The sequence below is a fragment of the Mesorhizobium sp. Cs1321R2N1 genome (assembly GCF_037179725.1).
GTDB classification, from domain to species: Bacteria; Pseudomonadota; Alphaproteobacteria; order Rhizobiales; family Rhizobiaceae; genus Mesorhizobium; species Mesorhizobium salmacidum.
In genome coordinates, this window is sequence record NZ_JAPYKP010000009.1 from 30,470 (window position 1) to 49,027 (window position 18,558).

Consider the following 18,558-nt stretch of genomic DNA (forward strand, 5'->3'; position numbering starts at 1 on the left):
GTCGTGGATTCTGCCAACAGTTGTGACGTTGAGGAACTAGCGGGACATCCCGGCTCGTCTCAAAGTACTGAGTTGTTGATGCTTGGCGCACTCGGTGTGGTCTATGGCGATATCGGCACCAGCCCGATCTATGCGCTCCGCGAAGCGCTGCATGCCTCGTCGGGCGGCAACGTCGCTGATCGCACAGATATTCTCGGCGTCCTGTCGCTGATCATCTGGTCGCTCACGATCACAGTTACAGTAAAATACATCATGTTCGTGCTGCGCGCCGACAACCGCGGCGAGGGTGGCGTGCTGTCGCTGATGGCGCTGGCGCGCGGCAGCTTTCCGAAGCGCTCGGCGGTGATGCTCGGCATCGGCATCATCGGCGCCTCGCTGTTTTTCGGCGATGCCGTCATTACGCCAGCGATTTCCGTTCTGTCGGCGGTGGAGGGCATGGATGTCGTCACGCCGACGTTCCAGCCTTATGTCGTGCCCCTGACACTGGTCGTTCTCGCCATGCTGTTCGCGGTACAGCGCTTCGGCACGGGCGGCGTCGGTCTGGTGTTCGGGCCGGTGACCGCTGTCTGGTTCCTGGCTATCGGCCTGTCCGGCCTCAACCACATCATCGCCGATCCGGAAATCCTGTGGGCGATCAGCCCGTACTACATCGTCGCCTTCCTGATCCATTCGCCAGGCGTCGCCTCCGTCACCATCGGCGCGGTCTTCCTTGCCGTCACTGGCGGTGAGGCGCTCTATGCCGATCTCGGCCATTTCGGCCGCAAGCCCATGGTGCTGGCCTGGCTGACGATCGTGTTTCCCTGCCTGCTGCTGAACTATGCCGGGCAAGGTGCCTTCATCCTTGCGAACAAAGGTGTGGTCGGCCATCCGTTTTTCGAGATGAACGGGGGCTGGACGCTGATCCCGATGGTGGTGCTGGCCACCGCAGCGACCGTCATCGCCAGCCAGGCGGTGATTTCAGGGGCTTTTTCGCTGACCCGGCAGGCAGTGCAACTCAACATGCTGCCGCGGCTGGAAATCCTGCACACATCGGAAAAGCAGTCCGGCCAGATCTACATGCCGCGCGTCAATCTTCTGCTGGCCCTGATGGTGATGATGCTGGTGGTCGGCTTCGGCGAATCCAGCAAGCTGGCCTCCGCCTACGGCATCTCGGTAACCGGCAACATGCTGGTGACGACAGTGCTGCTCTATGTGGTCATGACCCGTATCTGGAAGTGGAAGCTGTCGGTGGCGATCCCGCTGACCGTGCTGTTCGCCTTCATCGACATCGTTTTCTTTGCCTCCAACATCGTCAAGGTGTTCGAAGGCGGCTGGGCGTCGCTGGTCGTGGCCTTCACCATCGTGCTGGGCATGTGGACCTGGGTGCGCGGCAGCCGCTATCTCTTCGACAAAACGCGCCGCAACGAAATCCCGCTCGATGTCCTCGCCGGCAATCTGTTGAAGAAAAAGCCGCAGCTGGTGTCCGGCACCGCCGTGTTCCTGACCAGCGATCCCTCGAGCGCGCCGACCGCCTTGATGCATAGTCTCAAGCACTACAAGGTGCTGCATGAGCAGAACGTTATCCTTTCGGTGGTGACCGCGCCGCAGCCGGTGGTGCCCGACAGCGAGCGCGTCAAGATGGAGACGGTCAACGAGCTGTTCATGCGGGTGACGCTGACCTTCGGCTATATGGAACAGCCCAACATTCCACGCGCGCTGGCGATCTGCCGCAAGCAGGGCTGGAAGTTCGACATCATGACGACATCCTTCTTCCTGTCGCGGCGCTCGCTCAAGGCTTCACCGAATTCCGGTATGCCGGTATGGCAGGACCGGCTGTTCATCGGTCTTGCGCGTACGGCGGCGGATGCGACGGAATATTTCCAGATTCCGACCGGACGGGTGGTCGAGATCGGCACGCAGGTGGTTGTCTAGCTCTCCCCATGTCTGTCCGGTAGGACACGGGCAACTCATAAGCCGAGTTCGTCCCGCCCCGAGCCGATTCAAGGCGTGACCGCCCGAGGCCGCATCGGTGTAAGCACCGGCGTAACCGCGACCTCCAGAGGCGGACCAAGCGCGCTCGGCGGCTCCAGGTCGTAACGCTTCCACAGGTTGAGCCCCGTTACCACATCGCTCTTCGAGCCCGATTGCCTAGCGGCGATGACGGGCTGCTTCTCATCAAGATACCTGTCTGCCCAGAGATCCCGAGCAGGCTGGCGATTTCGCTCTTGGAATTGCCCGGTGGGATGGGTCTTCGCAAAGGAGTTCGCCGGGGTGCATCGCGGGCAGGCTGCGCTTGATCGCGCTGAACAGTGGCGGGCCTCCAAGTCGTCTTCCCCCATCTCATCCGAATCACGCGCCGGAGGCCGAAGCGCGAGCCGAATAGCGAGCTTTCTCGCGACCAGTCAGGTTTTGGACATCTAGTCTTGGCACACATCCATGTCCTTCGGGCGCTTGGTCTCATCCAGATATTAAATGGGCTCACGCACCTGTGGTCTCGCGCGCTCAAACCCGCGCACGGCCGGTTACGAAAAAAGCCCTACAGGGTTTGTTGCGAAAGAACGTGATCATGAATTTTTGTAAGGCGACCCCTGGCGCAAGCCGATGGAAATGCGAGGGGGGCGGCATGCACTGCCGGGCTCGTGTTGCACGCTTTGAACAGAAGGGTAGATCGACGCTTCCCCCGGTGGGCAGTGGGCCGATTTACCAGGTGAGTGACTTTCCTGGCTGGGTGAATGCGCTGCATCGCGCTGGAACCAACCGCCAAAGCAACCTTTGGCGGGCGCACTGACCGAATCCGCGCCGCGGGACTGATCCCACTCTCGGCCAGCAACCTCAAGACAGGCAAGGTGCAGTGAGATGACCGCGCTACTGACCACGATCGCGCTTCTTCTGGCCGGTCACGCGCTGGCTGACTATCCGCTTCAGGGCGACTTCCTTGCCAGGGCCAAGAACCGCGCCAACCCGATTCCGGGCGTCCCCTGGTATCATGGCCTTCTTCCTCATGCGGCAATCCACGGCGGGACCGTCGGCCTGATAACCGGCAGCCTCGCGCTCGGTATCGCTGAATTCGTCGTTCACGGCCTCATCGACGACGCGAAGTGCATGGGGCGGATTTCTTACAATATGGACCAATCTCTGCACATCTCCTGCAAACTCTGCTGGGTGGTAATTTTGATGCTCTGGGGAACATTCTCATGACCGCTCTACTCGCATTCCTGTTTTCCAACCCCACCATCCTCGCGGTGGGCGCCGGCATGATTGGCGCCGCCGGCGCGTGGATGCATGGACGCCTCACCGGTGCCAAGGCTGAACGGCTCAATCAGATCGCGACGGGCGCCAAGACCACAACCGGAGGGCGAGCAGATCGGTGATGCCGTGGCCGGCCGCGTACGGGGGACGCCAGCGGCCGTCCATGGCGCGAACCCGACGGCTCAATGAGCGGATCGACCGGATATTCGAAGACCAAAAGCTGCCGCTCTCCGGTTACGGCAATCCAACACGTCTGATCTCCGGTCCGGCCAGATTTCCAGCGTTCGAACAAGTCGTAACCCGCCGCTACCCCTAAGAAAATAGGCCGCACGCCATAGCAACAATATCAAGCGACTTGAGAGAGAGTGAGTGTGAGAACGAGAGTGAGGTGGATCGGTTAGTCTCCATAATAGAATGGTCGAGAGCTATGATTGGCGTCAGTTACTCGTATCCACAGCCTACCAGGTCCTCGATCAAGCTGGAGCGGTCGCGGTATCACCTTCATGGCCGCGTGCACATGGCATTGTGCGTCGACTGACACGCTACGGATTGCTTTTGCGCCATCCATCTCCTCAACCCTGAAAGTTTCCACAGGTCCGCTTCCTCGCACCTAACAGATGGTTGTGTCGCCAGTTAGGCGTCAGACTTGCCATTGTCGCTTTGCACGGCCCAGCTCGACCTAATTCGATCGCTGGCCTCCAGGTAAGCCATGTCGATCAAATAGGTCAGCAGGCTTTCCCCGTCAGCCTGCACCGTCTGACGAATCTCTCGCAACATTGCTTGGACAAACTTCAAATTATCCAACTTTTTTACCTGTCTCATGGAATCCCCCTCAATTATCCTGTCAACGAAACACCCAAATCGCGTTTCAACCGATTCAATAACGAGAAAACACCCGCCTAGCAGGGCCGTTACGGAACCGAACAACCAAGCAGTGAGATCACAAACTCTCGCCCAGCAATACTTATGGCACCTTCAGATGTTTTTTACCGATAAAGTAAAGCTTGAGAGCCAATTTCGACGGCGCAGAACTCTCACATTTTGTTGTTATAAACAAGCAGCTTGCCAGTTAAAATTTGCCATGACTGAGCCGCAAACGGGCGCGCAAACACTGCCTCCCGTGCATTGCCGGTTAAACAACAGCGATGGTCACATCCGACGGCAGAGCGTCCACGAAGTTGCTCTGATATCGGTGGACGGAATTCTGTTGGCTACATAGGGACTCGGAACCACACATGACGGCCGCGATTTTCGGCGCGATCGATCCATGTCTTGCGATTTCTCGACTTTGCTGCGTTTATGGAACCGGTTTGGCTTCTAAGCCAAGCCGCGATCAATCGTTAGGAAGGAATACAGTATGGCGACTGGAACCGTGAAGTGGTTCAACAGCTCCAAAGGCTTCGGCTTCATCACGCCCGATGCCGGCGGCCAAGACGTGTTTGTCCACATTTCCGCCGTCGAGAGAGCGGGTCTTTCGACCCTCGCCGACGGCCAGAAGATCAATTACGAGATCGAGCAGGACCGCCGCAGCGGCAAGTCCTCGGCCGGCAATCTTAGCAAAGCAGGCTGACCGCCGGCGCAAGCCGGAACGACACGGAAAACGCGCATCTGCTGGCTGTCGTTCAGCGAGCGCGGGAACAGGGCTCAAGAGCCGCTGTTGGCTTTTCTGACTTCTGGCAGGACAGCATGTGAAGCGAGGCGGGGAGTCCCCGCCTTTGGTATCGGCATACGTCTGGGGGGCTGCTATGCGCCAGAACGACCGGCCGGCCGATTCGATCAGCCGTCGCGTCCTTGCGTATCCGCTTCGTACGCCCTTGATCTTCCTTTTGCGTGGGTTTGCGTCCGAGACCCGTGATCTTGGCCAATGCCGAGCGTGCGGCGGCATTTGGCGTCACCACCGGATAGTCCGTCGGCATACCCATTCAGGCAGACGATGTAGTTCGGCCTGACCGATTTCTTGATCGGAACGGCAAGCTTGAGAGCTTCCGGCTTCTCGTGCGCCACGCCATCGCCGTGCTCTTCAGATCTGCATGCACTTGGCTCATTAGGGCCGGAGGTTGGCCGACCCGCGCCTTAAACCGGAAGGTTTGTCATTTCCTTTTTTGCGAGTTCGCTAAAAAGTCTTCGGTCCAACCCACCTCATTTGTGGTCTGCCCTGTCATATTTTTTGCGGCCATCGCGCGGTAGAATGGCGCTTGGCTAGTGCGGCCGGAAAGTTCAGAGAAAGCTGGAGTTGAGCCGAGTGCCGAGCCTGTCAGGGTTAGGCCGAACCAGGAACACAAATCCTCATTTGCATGGAATGGCAAAGGTGAAGGACCCACAAGACGGCTCAGCCCGTCGTGCTCGACAACAGTGACTATTCTCGACAGGGGATCATCATCATCCAACCGCCGGTCGGGAGGAACGGCCGGCTGAAAGAGGACGATGGAAATGCTGCGGTCAGGCGATGGGCGGCACGACATACACAAGCCAGTTGCACGGTTTCTCTGCCAGAAATGGCGGACCGGTCCCGCAATCAGCCCCCCATCGCGAACTGTTCGCGCCGGTGGAGGCTTCGCTGTTTGCTATCCGCAGGATGAAGCGCGTAGCAGATGAGGCCTGCGCCGTAGGCCTATTCTTAAACCGCTCGCAGCGTTGTGTCTGGCCTGGTGGGTTTTTCGGAGACGGGGGGTTAAGCCTAGCTTGTCCCTGTACTTGACCGAGCTCAGATAGCCTGGGGTCGGTGCCTTCGCCGAGGGCTGTAGAAGCGCTCGACGTAATCGAACACATCGGCCCTGGCATTATCGCTCCCTTGTAGATCTTGCGGGCTGTCCACTCGGTTTTCAGCGACGAGAAGAAGCTTTCCATCGCAGCATTGTCCCAGACGTTGCCCGACCGGCTCATTGAGCAGGTTGATGCCATGATCGGTCCTCAGCCGCTGGAACTCCTCGCTGGCGGATTGCGATCCCATGCCCAGCGCAGATCGCCAGTCTTTTTAGGTCTGGGCACAATGAGGTGCCGGGATGGAGCCTTTGCTATTGCACTGCCTGCGTTCGTACTCTGCTTACTCGCTCCCGAGATTTTGAATCGGGAGTAACGATGCCGGCAACCAGAATATTGTGGGGTCAGATCGTCGCTGTTTTGACCATCGTGCTTACGACCACCTGGGGAGCAACGCAATGGACCGCCTGGCAACTGGGTTACCAGGAGCAACTTGGTTCGCCCTGGTTCGAACTCGTCGGCCAACCGATCTATCCGCCACCGGCATTTTTCTGGTGGTGGTTTTTCTATGACGCCTATGCACCGACGGTCTTTGTTGAGGGCGCGGTGATCGCGGCGAGCGGCAGTTTCATCGCGATTGCTATCGCTATCAGCATGTCACTATGGCGAGCACGGGAGGCGAAATACGTGGCAACGTACGGCTCGGCGCGCTGGGCTGTGCGAAAAGAGATTGAAGCCGGAGGACTGCTCGGCGCCGATGGCGTGGTTCTGGGCAAGTTTGAGTTGGACTACCTTCGCCACGATGGCCCGGAGCATGTCCTGTGCTTCGCGCCGACCCGAAGCGGCAAGGGCGTCGGACTGGTCGTGCCATCCCTGCTCACTTGGCCGGGAAGCGCAATCGTTCACGACATCAAGGGTGAAAATTGGGAACTCACCGCTGGCTGGCGAGCACGTTTCGGCCGTGTGCTGCTGTTCAACCCAACCAATGCTGCCTCAACCGCTTACAACCCGCTGGTGGAAGTCAGGCGTGGCGCTTGGGAAGTCCGAGACGTCCAGAACGTCGCCGACGTGCTGGTCGACCCAGAGGGGTCTCTGGAACGCCGGAATCATTGGGAAAAGACGAGCCACGCGCTGCTGGTCGGCGCGATCTTGCATGTCCTCTACGCCGAGAATGACAAAACGCTGGCCGGTGTTGCCAAGTTCCTCTCCGATCCGCAGCGGCCGATTGAGACGACGTTGCGAACGATGATGCTAACCAAGCACCTTGGTGATGTCGGTCCGCACCCCGTTGTGGCATCGGCAGCACGTGAACTTCTCAACAAATCGGAGAATGAACGCTCTGGCGTGCTGTCGACCGCGATGAGCTTCCTCGGCCTGTACCGCGATCCGGTTGTGGCCCAGGTCACGTCCCGTTGCGATTGGCGCATTGCCGATCTGGTGGAGAACGCGCAACCCACGACACTCTATCTGGTCGTGCCGCCATCGGATATCAGCCGCACCAAGCCGCTGGTCCGGCTTATCCTGAATCAGATCGGCCGCAGGCTGACAGAGGATCTCCATGCGAAGGATCGCCGGCATCGCTTGCTACTGATGCTCGATGAATTTCCGGCACTCGGCCGGCTTGATTTCTTCGAGTCGGCCCTCGCGTTCATGGCCGGCTATGGCCTCAAGTCGTTCCTTATTGCCCAGTCCCTCAATCAGATCGAAAAAGCCTACGGGCCGAACAATTCCATTCTCGACAACTGTCATGTTCGTGTGAGTTTCGCGACCAACGACGAGCGAACCGCCAAACGCGTCTCCGACTCGCTGGGAACGGCAACCGAAATGCGGGCGATGAAGAACTATGCCGGGCATCGTCTGTCACCCTGGCTTGGGCATCTCATGGTCTCGCGACAGGAGACGGCTCGCGCGCTGATGACGCCCGGCGAGATCATGCAGCTGCCTCCGAGCGATGCCATTGTGATGGTCTCTGGGCTGTCCCCGATCCGGGCGAAAAAGGCGCGCTATTTCGCAGATCCGCGGTTTGCCGAGCGCGTTCTGCCTCCGCCCAAGCCCGCAACCACGAACGCCCTGTCGCGCCCCGATGACTGGACTGAAATGGCGGTTGCCAAGGTGCCGGAGGCGCAGGCAAGCCTTGCATCGCTTAACCAACAGGACAGTGATCTTGACAATGGCGGTATCCGCCGCCAGCCCGAATTGCCCGAACATGAGGATATTGCGCCGGAGCCCACGCTGGTGCGCATTGATGAATTCGACCTTGATCGCGACGAATCCGATGATGAGGTTGCCCGACGCCGGTCGGTCGACCAGACGATGCGGCGCACCGCGCGACAGGTCGCACTCGATCCCAAAGACGGAATCGAACTTTGACCTCCATGAAGAAGCGCCGTCTCTCAGCCTATCTGGAACCGGAGGTCATGAATGCGCTTGCCGACTACGCCGCAAAGAGGGATGTGTCTCTGTCGCTGATCGCCGAAGCGGCCATCGCTTCTTTTCTCTCCCCCGATTCTGAGGAGCGCAAAGAAGCGGCAATCACAAGGCGGCTCGACCAGATCGACCGGCGCGTTCAGCGCGTCGAACGCGATCTCGGTATCTCAATCGAGACGCTGGCGTTGTTCGTGCGCTTCTGGCTCAGCTCAACTCCGGCCTTGCCTGACGCCGCTCAGCCCGAAGCGCGCGCAAAAGGTCGGCAGCGTTATGACGCTTTCATCGATGCGCTCGGGCGCAGGCTGAGCAAAGGACCAAAGCTCAGGCAGGAGATCGCCGAGGACTTTGCGGCTCCATCATCGCCGGACACCGCTGAGTCGCACACGGGCTAGGCAGCCGAGGCGGGCGGCGAACTCATCGGTGCCGCATTTTGCAAGTCTCTGCACGTCGCATTGCTGCCAGCCGTTTTCCTTGTTGCAAGGCGCACATTCCTGCTTCTTCTAATCATCCCCGTCAGCGGTGCGAAGCAATTCGTCCGAGAAATGGGGACCATCGTGGCAGACACTCAAAATGCCGGCAGGGAAGCGGTCTCGCGTGGGGCGCGCATGCTGCGCACGGCGCTCGGCCCGGCGATAGCCGGGTTTCTTGACGATCCCTGCATCGTCGAAGTGATGCTGAATCCAGACGGGCGCCTGTGGGTCGACAGGCTGACAGAAGGCCTGTCTGCCACTGAGGAAATGCTGAGCCCGGCCGATGGCGAGCGGATCATCCGGCTCGTTGCCCATCACGTCGGCGCCGAAGTGCATCCCGGCGCGCCTCGCGTCTCGGCCGAACTGCCTGATAGTGGGGAGCGGTTCGAGGGTCTGCTGCCGCCGGTCGTTGCAGCTCCTACCTTCGCCATCCGCAAGCCGGCCGTCGCCGTGTTCACGCTCAACGATTACGTTGCCGCTGGCATCATGACAGAAGCCCAGGCCGACGTGCTGCGGCTCGCCATCGAACGGCGAAAAAACCTGCTGGTCGCTGGCGGCACGTCGACCGGCAAAACGACGCTGATCAACGCGCTGCTGGCAGAGGTGGCAAAAACCTCCGACCGTATTGTGCTGATCGAGGATACGCGCGAGCTGCAATGTGCTGCACCCAATCTTGTGGCGCTGCGGACCAAGGAGGGCGTCGCCTCCCTCTCCGACCTGGTGAAGTCATCGCTGCGGCTCCGCCCCGACCGCATCCCGATCGGTGAAGTACGCGGCGCGGAAGCCCTCGATCTCCTGAAGGCCTGGGGCACCGGCCATCCCGGCGGCATTGGGACTATCCACGCCAGCACTGGCCTTGGGGCCCTGCGTCGACTTGAGCAGCTCGTACAGGAAGCTGTGGTCACCGTCCCGCGCGCACTCATTGCCGAAACGATTGATCTTGTCGTTGTGCTTGCCGGCCGCGGTTCGGCCCGCCGCCTCGTCGAGATCGCGCTCGTCGACGGGCTCGATGCAGCCACCGGCGATTACCGCATGCTCGAAGCCAAAATCGGGCCCGAGCCAACCATAAATCCCGAGCCATCCATGGAGCTTCAGAATGAACCCGATCCGCTTCACTTCATCATCTATCCCTAAGGTTGGTGCGGTCCTCCCGCATGTTGCCACGGCTATGGCGATTGGGGCCACGATGACTGTCCCTGCACGCGCCGCCGGTTCTTCCATGCCGTGGGAGCAACCGCTTCAACAAATCCTCGAATCGATCGAGGGACCGGTCGCCAAGATCGTGGCGGTGATCATCATCATCGTCACCGGCCTGTCGCTCGCATTTGGCGACACCTCGGGCGGCTTTCGGCGTCTGATCCAGATCGTGTTCGGACTGTCGATCGCCTTCGCGGCGAGTTCTTTCTTCCTGTCCTTCTTCTCGTTCGGCGGCGGAGCGCTGATCTGATGGAGGAGGAGGTTCGCGGCTTCTTCACACCGGTCCACCGGGCGCTCACTGAACCGATTCTTCTCGGCGGCGCACCGCGCGCGGTGGCTATCGCCAACGGAACGCTGGCCGGCGCGGTTGGGCTTGGGCTGCGGCTTTGGCTCGCCGGCATCGGGATTTGGGCAATCGGACATTTCGTGGCCGTCCTGGCGGCGAAGCGCGACGCCCAGTTCGTCGACGTGGTCCGCCGGCACGTTCGATATCCCGCGCATTTCGGCTGCTGAGAGGCTTTTCCCAATGATGAACCTCGCCGAATACCGCAAGCGCTCGAAAAACGTCGCCGATTATCTGCCCTGGGCTGCCTTGGTGGCGCCGGGAGTCGTCCTCAACAAGGACGGCTCGTTCCAGCGGACTGCCAGGTTTCGCGGCCCCGATCTCGACAGTGCAACGCCGACCGAACTGGTCGGCACGACAGCTCGGCTCAACAATGCGCTGCGCCGTCTCGGTTCCGGCTGGGCGATCTTCGTCGAAGCCGCCCGGCTTGCAGCGCAACATTATCCGGAAGCGCTTTTCCCCGACAGTGCGTCGGCGTTGGTGGATCTCGAGCGTCGTGAACAGTTCGAGGGCGAGGCTGACCAGGGATCGCCCCAAGGGGGCGGTGGCGAGTCGCATGGTGAGCTCTTCGAGAGCAGCTATTTTCTCACCTTCGTCTGGCTGCCGCCGGCCGAGGAAGCATCCCGCATGGAAAGCTGGCTCTACGAGGGCCGCGAAAAGAGCGGCGTCGATCCTTGGGAGCTTTTGAAGAGTTTTGTCGACCGCACCGACCGTGTGCTCAACCTGATCGAAGGTTTCGTTCCCGAAGTCGACTGGCTCGATGACACCGGCACGCTGACCTATCTGCACTCGACGATTTCGACCAGGCGCCATCGCGTCCGCGTTCCCGAAACGCCAATGCATCTCGATGCATTGCTGGTCGATGAACCGCTGGCCGGCGGGCTGGAGCCGCGGCTCGGCGAGGCCCACCTGCGCACGCTGACGATCATAGGCTTCCCGACCGCGACCTTTCCTGGGATTCTCGATGAACTCAACCGACTTGCCTTCCCATACCGCTGGTCGACCCGGGCAGTCATGCTCGACAAGACCGACGCAACCCGCCTGCTGACAAAGATCCGGCGGCAGTGGTTCGCCAAAAGAAAATCCGTCGCGGCCATCCTCAAGGAGGTGATGACCAATGAGGCGTCGGTCCTGGTTGACACGGATGCCGCCAACAAGGCAGCCGACGCGGATGCCGCCCTGCAGGAACTCGGCTCTGACCAGATCGGCCAGGCCTACGTCACCGCCACCGTGACGGTGTGGGATCTCGATGCAGGAATAGCTGACGAAAAGCTGCGGCTGGTCGAAAAAATCATCCAATCCCGCGACTTCACCTCCATGGTTGAGCGCGTCAACGCCGTCGAAGCATGGCTCGGCAGCATTCCAGGCCATGTCTATGCCAACGTCCGGCAGCCACCGCTGTCGACACTGAATCTCGCCCACATGATCCCGCTGTCGGCGGTCTGGGCAGGGCCGGCAACTGACGAGCATTTTCGGGCGGCGCCGCTCTTCTTCGCCAGGACGGAAGGCACGACGCCGTTTCGGTTCAGCCTGCATGTCGGCGACGTTGGCCATACGCTTGTCGTCGGCCCGACCGGCGCCGGCAAGTCGGTGCTGCTGGCGCTGATGGCGCTGCAGTTCCGGCGATATGAAGGCAACCAGATCTTCGCCTTTGATTTCGGCGGCTCGATCCGTGCGGCCGTGCTCGCCATGGGCGGCGATTGGCAGAATCTCGGCGGCAACCCGTCGAGCGGAGAGGGCCACGACGATCCGCTCGCGATGCTCACGCTGGCTGACCTGTCCGACTATATCGGAGACGTTTCGCTACAACCCCTGGCCGGTATTCATCACACGCCCGAACGGGCATGGGCAGCCGACTGGCTCGTCGACATTCTCCAGCGCGAAGGCGTGCCGGTCACGCCGGAGGTGAGGGAATATCTGTGGTCGGCGCTGACGTCGTTGGCCTCCGCGCCGATTCACGAGCGGACTCTGACCGGCCTGTCGGTGCTGCTGCAGTCGTCGGCATTGAAGCAGGCGCTGCGACCCTACTGTATCGGCGGTCCCTACGGCCGGTTGCTCGACGCAGAACACGAGCGTCTCGGCGAAGCCTCCGTTCAGGCCTTCGAGACCGAGGGTCTGATCGGCACGGGTGCGGCGCCGGCCGTGCTCGCCTACCTCTTCCATCGCATCGAGCAGCGGATGGATGGACGGCCAACGCTGCTGATCATCGACGAGGGGTGGCTTGCGCTCGACGATGGCGGCTTCGCCGAACAGCTGCGCGAATGGCTGAAAACCCTTCGCAAGAAGAACGCTTCCGTCATCTTCGCCACGCAATCGCTCTCCGACATCGATGGCAGCAAAATTGCCCCGGCAATTGTCGAGAGCTGTCCAACGCGGCTCTTCCTGCCGAACGAGCGCGCCATCGAGCCGCAGATCACCGATATCTATCGACGCTTTGGATTGAACGACCGCCAGATCGAGATCGTCGCCCGAGCGACGCCGAAGCGCGACTACTACTGCCAGTCGCGGCGCGGCAACCGGCTGTTCGAACTCGGCCTCGGTCCGATCGGGCTGGCGCTGTGCGCCGCATCGTCGAAGCCTGATCAGGCGGCGATTGATCGGATTATCGCGGAGGGCGGCCGCGAACATTTCCTCGAGGCCTGGCTTGCCGATCGGGGTCTCAACTGGGCCGCCGACCTAGTTCCCGATCTCACCAATGTCATCGACCAATCCGCAAAGGAGGTTCCGTCATGAATTCCGTCCGCAACCGTCTCCGTGTCCGGCATTTGATCGCGACCAGTGTTGTTGCTATCAACGTCGTGCTGTCGTGCGCGCCCGCATCCGCATTGATCGTCTTCGATCCCAGAAATTATGCGGAGAACGTGCTTTCCGCCGCCCGCGCGCTGGAGCAGATCCAGAATCAGGTCACCTCGCTTCAGAACGAGGCGCAGATGCTGATCAACCAGGCGAAGAACCTGACCTCGCTGCCGATCTCGCTGCTCGGCCAAATCGAAGGCAATTTTTCTGAGATGAAGGCTCTGCTCGGCGAGGCCGACAAGCTCGCCTACAGCGTCCAGGACATCGAGAGTCAGTTCAAGTCGACCTATGAGAATTTCGGTTCGGATATCTCCAGCCAGCAGCTCGTCGACGGTGCACGCGAACGCTGGAAGACCTCGGTTTCTTCATTCGAGCATTCGTTGAAGGCTGGAGCTGTCGCCGTCGGCAACATCGAAGGGACGCGGGAGCAGACGAGCACGGCGGTCGACGCCAGCCAGTCGGCAGTCGGCATCCTGCAGGCAACGCAAGCCGGCAACCAGCTTCTCGCCGTGCAGGCACGGCAGGTCGCCGACCTCACCGCGATGATGGCTGCGCAAGGACGGGCGGCAGCCCTTGAAAGCGCCAGGCAGGCAGCCGCCCAGGAACAGGCGCGAGAACAGTTCAGCCGCTTCATGGTTGGCAAAACCTATAGCCCCTCCTCGGTTCGCATGTTCCACGACTGAGGTTTTCTCCGATGAACGTGAAGACAACCGCCCGCTTGATCGGCGTGACGGCGCTCGCACTGGCGGTCGCCGTCACCATCATCTCGCGCCATGACGACAAATACACCGTTCCGCCAACCCTGCGCCCAGCAGATCCCGATGGCGGTCCGCTGGTCGGTGAGCTCATGCGTTGCCGCACGCTCGGCGAACAGGCCACCCGCGACATTGCCTGCAAAGCGGCTTGGGAAGAAAGCCGGCGCCGCTTCTTCATGCCCAGCAATCGCGACAAACCGGCGTGGCCGGCCGACGACCGCTTCGGCCGGATCGACCGCTCGCTCGGCGAGGACAAGACGCCGTGAAAGTAGAGATGAAGCGCTCCATCCCCTTTCGGAGACAAGTTTCTCCATCCCTCTTCCCGAACCGGACATGCAAGTTTCCAAGCATCCGGCTCTCCATGCACAGGCGCTCGCGCGCCCATGGGTGGTCCTCAGATATGTCTGAGGCATTGGAATGCGTTCCAGAAGGCATGCACGCTTTCGCGTTGGCGGTGCTCCTCTTCCGAATTCCATCCGTTCGGTTTCGCTATGCTCTGGTCCGGGTAACGCATGGTTCCTCCCTCGGAGAGGAACCGCAGGCGTTTGGACCCGTCGGTCCATTGCCTTCGCTTTCCCGGAGCGCTGTGGAAGTGAAGGCGTCGCAGCGTCGGCCACGTTGCCTTCGGATATTTCTTCCTCAGCCAGCGCCCCACGCGCTGCCATATCCAGAAGTCGAGGTGGCTGAACTCCCGGTAAGCCTTGGTGGCATATCGGTAGTAGTTCCTCCACCCCGTGAGGACAGGATTGAGATTGTCGATGAGCTGGCCGAGCGCACTTCCCGTGGGAATGCCCTTCACCATACCCTTGATCTTGTGGCGCAGGTCGTTCAGCTTGCCCTTCGGTATGAAGAGGTTGCCAACCAGACGTCCCGTACGGAGCGCCTTGGTCTGCACCACCCGGTAGCCGAGGAAGTCGAAGCCTTCCCCGACGTCGGTAATCCGGGTCTTTTCCATCGACAACTCCATGCGGAGCTCCGTTTTCAGGAACTCAGCCAGCGCGAACTTTTCCGCTTCCGCCTGCTCCCTCGTGCCGTCAACGAGGACGACGAAGTCGTCCGCGTATCGCACCATGTAGAACACCGGCCTGCCTTTCTTGTGGTCTTTGACCCTTCGAGCAGCGGCATTTATACTTGGCTCACGGGGGCGCATGGACCACCGCCCGTAACGCTCATCGACGGCCGTCAAATAGATATTCGACAGCATCGGCGAGATGATCCCGCCTTGCGGCGAGCCGGTTACAGGGTGACGAATGGTCCCCTCGATCATCACGCCCGCCTTCAGGAACGCGAGGATCAGCTTCAGCACCTTGCGGTCGCCGATGCGTCGTCGCACTCCCTCCATCATGACGTGGTGATCGATGGCGTCGAAACAGCCCTTGATGTCACCCTCTATGGCGTAGCGATAGACCGAAGGTCCACGCTTCGTCGGTTGAAGGAATCTCTGGATTCGCTCCAGGGCATCATGGGTGCTCCGTCCTTTCCGGAACCCGTAGGAGGTCGGATAGAAGTCCGCCTCGAAGATGGGTTCCAGGATCAGCTTCAAAGCCATCTGCACCAGACGGTCGATCAACGTGGGAATGCCGAGTGGCCGGAACTGTCCCGGTTTGCCGAGCTTCGGGATGAGCCGTTGCCTGACAGGTTCCGGGCAATAATTTCCGTTGCGGAGCGCCTCTCGGATTTCTTCGAGGAACGCCGCTGCGCCACCGGGACGTTGTTCGACTGTGCGCCGCGTCATCCCGTCAGTGCCCGGTGTCTGGCTGCCGCTGTTGCGGGCGAGCCTTCGCCAAGCCTCGTTCAGGATTCTGCGGTCGCATACGAGATTGAACAGATCAACAAAGACCTTGTCGGGGTCCTCGTTGCTCCACCGATAGAGCTTGCGCTGCATGTCGAGGACAAACGAGGTATTCACCACGTCGGACATACGTCCACCTCCTGCCTGCTTGCTGTATCCACTGCCTCCCTTCGCCATGTGGACGGCTTTCCCGTCCCCGGACTACTACGAAGGCTCCGCCCCCTGTCACCGCGATCGCTGGTCGCTTCAGCCATCCACCGTTCGAAAGCGTCGGAAGCGATGAGAGGGTTCTTAGGTTCCGCAACTGATCTCTCGCCTGCTTTAGGCGCCGACTGTACCCCGTGTGGAATCCGGCCTCGATACCACGCAAACCCATATCGAGGCTGGCCCGCAGCACGCTGCGTGCCCCCGGTCCCTGTGCCCATAGCAAGGACCAGCGCTCCACCGGCTCGCGGTTCGCACCACGTGCCGGCCCGCCCACTTCCGAGTTGGCGGGTTCCAGTGTCTGACGAGGCGTCCGCCATCGGTTCGGTTTCCCTCGCCATGGCAAGCTCGCTGGCCGGACCGGCTACGGGATCGGAAGTCCCCGTCCGTCCGGCTTCGATGGGTTCTGCTGATTTATGGCTCCCCGGAAGCACCCGGTTTGCCTCACCCATCCGCTCATCGCCGCATGTTGCGTCACACGACGTGCAGGGTCTCTCACCCCGCGAGATCAGAAACGACAATGAAATCAAAGCACTCCTTTCTTTGATTAGGACCTAACGCACATGAACGACACCGGCGTCATTGACCGGTTTCTCGAAACCTTCACCCGCTACATCGATTCCGGCTTCGGCCTGCTCGGAAACGAGGTCGCCTTTCTCACTTCGACTCTGATCGTCATCGACATCACGCTCGCCGGCCTGTTCTGGGCCTGGGGCGCTGATGAGGACGTGCTGCATCGGTTGGTGAAGAAAACGCTTTATATCGGCTTCTTCGCCTTCATCATCGGCAACTTCAATCGGCTCGCCGGCATCGTCTTCGAGAGCTTTTCGGGGCTCGGCCTGAAGGCGGGAGGGTCGACACTTTCCGGTTCTGCGCTGCTGCAGCCAGGCCGAGTCGCGCAGGTCGGCATCGACGCCGGCAATCCGATCCTCGAAGCCGCCAGCCAATTGATGGGCTACGTCTCCTTCTTCGAGAACTTTGTCCAGATCGTCGTTCTGATGGTGGCCTGGGCGATCGTGCTCATCGCTTTCTTCATTCTGGCCGTGCAGATCTTCGTCACGCTGATCGAGTTCAAGCTGACGACACTTGCCGGCTTCGTGTTGATCCCGTTTGCGCTGTTCAACAGGACGGCTTTCCTCGCCGAAAAGGTACTCGGCAATATCGTGGCCTCGGGCGTCAAGATCCTCGTGCTCGCCGTCATCGTCGGGATCGGCTCGGGCCTGTTTGGCGAGTTCACGCAAGGCTTCGCAGAACAACCCACGATTACCGATGCATTGTCGCTTGTGCTCGGCGCGCTTTCCCTGATGGGGTTGTCGATCTTCGGCCCTGGCATTGCGACGGGGCTTGTCTCCGGCGCTCCGCAACTCGGTGCAGGTGCAGCCGTCGGCACCAGCCTCGCCGCCGCCGGTCTTGGCGCGGCGGGTTACATGGGCACGCGTGCGGGACTGAGTGCTGCTGCAAGTGCCGTCGGCACCGGAGGCCGCATGTCGGCTGCCGCGGCGCGAGGCGGCGCTCATGTGGCGGGAAGTACATCGACGGCCTATGGGCTCGCCACTGCTGCATCAGGACAGAGCGGCGCCGCTGCAGTTGCGGCCGGTCTCGGCGGTATCGCCCGGGCCGGGGTAGGGGCCGCGGTTCAACCGGTCAGGCAAGCCATGTCGCGTGCCGCGTCGGGGCTGAGCAGCAGCAATCAAGCGGGTCGCTCAGCCGGGTGGACTGCGACTGGCGGCCAATCCGTGGTTGGCAGTACCGACGCCGCCGCAAACAGTTCCTCCTTTGCCGGATCGCCCACCGCATCCCCTTCGAACTCCACAGCCGGCTCTCCGCCGGAATGGGCCACTCGCATGAAGCGCAGCCAGGCCATCAGCCATGGCGCCAGCACGGCCGCTCATTCCATCCGCTCCGGCGATCATGGCGGCGGCTCGATGAATGTTTCTCTCCATCAGGATGACCACCGATGAATCCTTTCAAACGACCTTCCGTTCGTTATGGCACGAGGCCCCAGCCCGAGACGCCCTACCAGCGTGCCGCGCAGGCTTGGGATGAGCGCATAGGCTCGGCCCGGGTGCAGGCGAAAAACTGGCGATTGATGGCCTTCGGTTCGCTCGTGCTCGCCGGTGGCTTCGCCGCGGCATTGGTCTGGCAGTCGGCGCGCGGCTCCGTCGTTCCCTGGGTCGTCCAGGTCGACAAGTTCGGCGAGGCGCAGGTGGTCGCCTCGGCCACGGCCGACTTCAAGCCAACCGATCCGCAGATCGCATGGCATCTCGCCCGCTTCATCGAGCAGGTGCGAAGCATCGCGGACGATCCGGTCATCGTCCGCCAGAACTGGTTGCGCGCCTACGACTACACGACGGATCGCGGCGCCGTCTCTCTCAACGACTACGCCCGGTTGAACGATCCTTTTGCCAAGGTTGGCAAGATCCAGGTCGCGATCGACGTCTCCAGCGTCATCCGTGCCTCGCCGGATTCGTTTCGTGTCGCCTGGACCGAGCGCCGCTACGAGAACGGCAGCCTGGCCAGTACCGAGCGTTGGACCGCCATCCTCACCATCGTCATTCAACAACCCCGCGATGCCGAGCGGCTGAAGGCCAATCCGCTCGGTGTCTACGTCAACGCCATAAACTGGTCGAAGGAGCTCTCATGATG

16 protein-coding genes and 1 pseudogene are annotated in these 18,558 nt (G+C 61.1%); 14 read left to right on the forward strand and 3 right to left on the reverse strand.

What is annotated here, in order from left to right; all coding sequences use genetic code 11:
- The first annotated feature begins 78 nt into the window (after nucleotides 1-78).
- From O7A61_RS04420 to O7A61_RS04430, 3 genes are all read left to right on the forward strand, one after another.
- A complete protein-coding gene (locus O7A61_RS04420) occupies nucleotides 79-1,911 on the forward strand; it encodes a potassium transporter Kup (protein ID WP_442921045.1) in 1,833 nt (610 codons plus the stop codon).
- 924 nt (nucleotides 1,912-2,835) lie between these two features.
- Nucleotides 2,836-3,177: a DUF3307 domain-containing protein gene (locus O7A61_RS04425; RefSeq protein ID WP_337128586.1), complete on the forward strand. Its 342-nt coding sequence runs from the start codon at nucleotides 2,836-2,838 to the stop codon at nucleotides 3,175-3,177.
- Nucleotides 3,174-3,350 carry a hypothetical protein gene (locus O7A61_RS04430; RefSeq protein ID WP_337128588.1) on the forward strand — a complete coding sequence of 59 codons (177 nt, stop codon included), beginning with the start codon at nucleotides 3,174-3,176 and terminating at the stop codon, nucleotides 3,348-3,350. Before O7A61_RS04425 ends, O7A61_RS04430 begins: the two co-directional genes overlap by 4 nt.
- A 511-nt stretch (nucleotides 3,351-3,861) precedes the next feature.
- Here the strand turns inward: O7A61_RS04430 and O7A61_RS04435 are convergent.
- Nucleotides 3,862-4,050 (reverse strand): hypothetical protein, encoded by a 189-nt coding sequence (locus O7A61_RS04435; protein WP_337128589.1) that lies wholly within the window; start codon nucleotides 4,048-4,050, stop codon nucleotides 3,862-3,864.
- A 535-nt stretch (nucleotides 4,051-4,585) separates the two neighbouring features.
- Here O7A61_RS04435 and O7A61_RS04440 point away from each other — a divergent pair.
- Nucleotides 4,586-4,798 carry a cold-shock protein gene (locus O7A61_RS04440; protein ID WP_337128590.1) on the forward strand — a complete coding sequence of 71 codons (213 nt, stop codon included), beginning with the start codon at nucleotides 4,586-4,588 and terminating at the stop codon, nucleotides 4,796-4,798.
- Between the two features lie 1,111 nt (nucleotides 4,799-5,909).
- Here the strand turns inward: O7A61_RS04440 and O7A61_RS04445 are convergent.
- Nucleotides 5,910-6,175: pseudogene (locus O7A61_RS04445) on the reverse strand (IS3 family transposase); the annotation flags it as partial.
- Nucleotides 6,176-6,306: 131 nt separating this feature from the next.
- Between O7A61_RS04445 and O7A61_RS04450 the strand changes: the two are divergent.
- The 8 genes from O7A61_RS04450 (at nucleotide 6,307) to trbK-alt (ending at nucleotide 14,182) form a co-directional block, all read left to right on the forward strand.
- Nucleotides 6,307-8,298: a conjugal transfer protein TraG gene (locus O7A61_RS04450; RefSeq protein WP_337128591.1), complete on the forward strand. Its 1,992-nt coding sequence runs from the start codon at nucleotides 6,307-6,309 to the stop codon at nucleotides 8,296-8,298.
- 5 nt (nucleotides 8,299-8,303) lie between these two features.
- The gene (locus O7A61_RS04455) at nucleotides 8,304-8,747 is read left to right on the forward strand and encodes a CopG family transcriptional regulator (RefSeq protein WP_337128646.1); all 444 of its coding nucleotides are present in this window, start codon (nucleotides 8,304-8,306) and stop codon (nucleotides 8,745-8,747) included.
- A 213-nt stretch (nucleotides 8,748-8,960) separates the two neighbouring features.
- A complete protein-coding gene (gene trbB / locus O7A61_RS04460; RefSeq protein ID WP_337128592.1) occupies nucleotides 8,961-9,959 on the forward strand; it encodes a P-type conjugative transfer ATPase TrbB in 999 nt (332 codons plus the stop codon).
- Between the two features lie 34 nt (nucleotides 9,960-9,993).
- On the forward strand, nucleotides 9,994-10,272 hold the full coding sequence (locus tag O7A61_RS04465) for a TrbC/VirB2 family protein (RefSeq protein ID WP_337128647.1): 279 nt from the start codon (nucleotides 9,994-9,996) through the stop codon (nucleotides 10,270-10,272).
- Nucleotides 10,272-10,535 carry a VirB3 family type IV secretion system protein gene (locus tag O7A61_RS04470; RefSeq protein ID WP_337128594.1) on the forward strand — a complete coding sequence of 88 codons (264 nt, stop codon included), beginning with the start codon at nucleotides 10,272-10,274 and terminating at the stop codon, nucleotides 10,533-10,535. The genes O7A61_RS04465 and O7A61_RS04470 overlap by 1 nt, the downstream gene beginning before the upstream one ends.
- Before the next feature lie 13 nt (nucleotides 10,536-10,548).
- Entirely contained in the window at nucleotides 10,549-13,098 is a 2,550-nt protein-coding gene (trbE, locus tag O7A61_RS04475; protein ID WP_337128596.1) for a conjugal transfer protein TrbE, read from the forward strand.
- The gene (gene trbJ / locus O7A61_RS04480) at nucleotides 13,095-13,844 is read left to right on the forward strand and encodes a P-type conjugative transfer protein TrbJ (RefSeq protein ID WP_337128597.1); all 750 of its coding nucleotides are present in this window, start codon (nucleotides 13,095-13,097) and stop codon (nucleotides 13,842-13,844) included. The genes trbE and trbJ overlap by 4 nt, the downstream gene beginning before the upstream one ends.
- 11 nt (nucleotides 13,845-13,855) lie before the next feature.
- Nucleotides 13,856-14,182 (forward strand): putative entry exclusion protein TrbK-alt, encoded by a 327-nt coding sequence (gene trbK-alt, locus O7A61_RS04485; RefSeq protein ID WP_337128599.1) that lies wholly within the window; start codon nucleotides 13,856-13,858, stop codon nucleotides 14,180-14,182.
- A gap of 128 nt (nucleotides 14,183-14,310) precedes the next feature.
- Here the strand turns inward: trbK-alt and ltrA are convergent, their stop codons facing one another.
- On the reverse strand, nucleotides 14,311-15,837 hold the full coding sequence (gene ltrA / locus O7A61_RS04490) for a group II intron reverse transcriptase/maturase (RefSeq protein WP_337128601.1): 1,527 nt from the start codon (nucleotides 15,835-15,837) through the stop codon (nucleotides 14,311-14,313).
- Between the two features lie 638 nt (nucleotides 15,838-16,475).
- Between ltrA and trbL the strand changes: the two genes are divergently transcribed.
- Together trbL and trbF are read left to right on the forward strand one after the other, a co-directional pair.
- Complete coding sequence (gene trbL, locus O7A61_RS04495) at nucleotides 16,476-17,873, forward strand: P-type conjugative transfer protein TrbL (RefSeq protein ID WP_337128602.1); 1,398 nt, start codon at nucleotides 16,476-16,478, stop codon at nucleotides 17,871-17,873.
- Nucleotides 17,870-18,556 (forward strand): conjugal transfer protein TrbF, encoded by a 687-nt coding sequence (gene trbF / locus O7A61_RS04500; protein WP_337128604.1) that lies wholly within the window; start codon nucleotides 17,870-17,872, stop codon nucleotides 18,554-18,556. The genes trbL and trbF overlap by 4 nt, the downstream gene beginning before the upstream one ends.
- The last annotated feature ends 2 nt before the right edge of the window (nucleotides 18,557-18,558 follow it).

What these genes read in the sequence shown, in the direction of transcription:
- O7A61_RS04420 (WP_442921045.1), top strand. Translation starts at nt 79, where the DNA reads ATGCTTGGCGCACTCGGTGTGGTCTATGGCGATATCGGCACCAGCCCG.
- O7A61_RS04425 (WP_337128586.1), top strand. Translation starts at nt 2,836, where the DNA reads ATGACCGCGCTACTGACCACGATCGCGCTTCTTCTGGCCGGTCACGCG.
- O7A61_RS04430 (WP_337128588.1), top strand. Translation starts at nt 3,174, where the DNA reads ATGACCGCTCTACTCGCATTCCTGTTTTCCAACCCCACCATCCTCGCG.
- O7A61_RS04435 (WP_337128589.1), bottom strand. Translation starts at nt 4,050, where the DNA reads ATGAGACAGGTAAAAAAGTTGGATAATTTGAAGTTTGTCCAAGCAATG.
- O7A61_RS04440 (WP_337128590.1), top strand. Translation starts at nt 4,586, where the DNA reads ATGGCGACTGGAACCGTGAAGTGGTTCAACAGCTCCAAAGGCTTCGGC.
- O7A61_RS04450 (WP_337128591.1), top strand. Translation starts at nt 6,307, where the DNA reads ATGCCGGCAACCAGAATATTGTGGGGTCAGATCGTCGCTGTTTTGACC.
- O7A61_RS04455 (WP_337128646.1), top strand. Translation starts at nt 8,304, where the DNA reads ATGAAGAAGCGCCGTCTCTCAGCCTATCTGGAACCGGAGGTCATGAAT.
- trbB (WP_337128592.1), top strand. Translation starts at nt 8,961, where the DNA reads ATGCTGCGCACGGCGCTCGGCCCGGCGATAGCCGGGTTTCTTGACGAT.
- O7A61_RS04465 (WP_337128647.1), top strand. Translation starts at nt 9,994, where the DNA reads ATGGCGATTGGGGCCACGATGACTGTCCCTGCACGCGCCGCCGGTTCT.
- O7A61_RS04470 (WP_337128594.1), top strand. Translation starts at nt 10,272, where the DNA reads ATGGAGGAGGAGGTTCGCGGCTTCTTCACACCGGTCCACCGGGCGCTC.
- trbE (WP_337128596.1), top strand. Translation starts at nt 10,549, where the DNA reads ATGATGAACCTCGCCGAATACCGCAAGCGCTCGAAAAACGTCGCCGAT.
- trbJ (WP_337128597.1), top strand. Translation starts at nt 13,095, where the DNA reads ATGAATTCCGTCCGCAACCGTCTCCGTGTCCGGCATTTGATCGCGACC.
- trbK-alt (WP_337128599.1), top strand. Translation starts at nt 13,856, where the DNA reads ATGAACGTGAAGACAACCGCCCGCTTGATCGGCGTGACGGCGCTCGCA.
- ltrA (WP_337128601.1), bottom strand. Translation starts at nt 15,837, where the DNA reads ATGTCCGACGTGGTGAATACCTCGTTTGTCCTCGACATGCAGCGCAAG.
- trbL (WP_337128602.1), top strand. Translation starts at nt 16,476, where the DNA reads ATGAACGACACCGGCGTCATTGACCGGTTTCTCGAAACCTTCACCCGC.
- trbF (WP_337128604.1), top strand. Translation starts at nt 17,870, where the DNA reads ATGAATCCTTTCAAACGACCTTCCGTTCGTTATGGCACGAGGCCCCAG.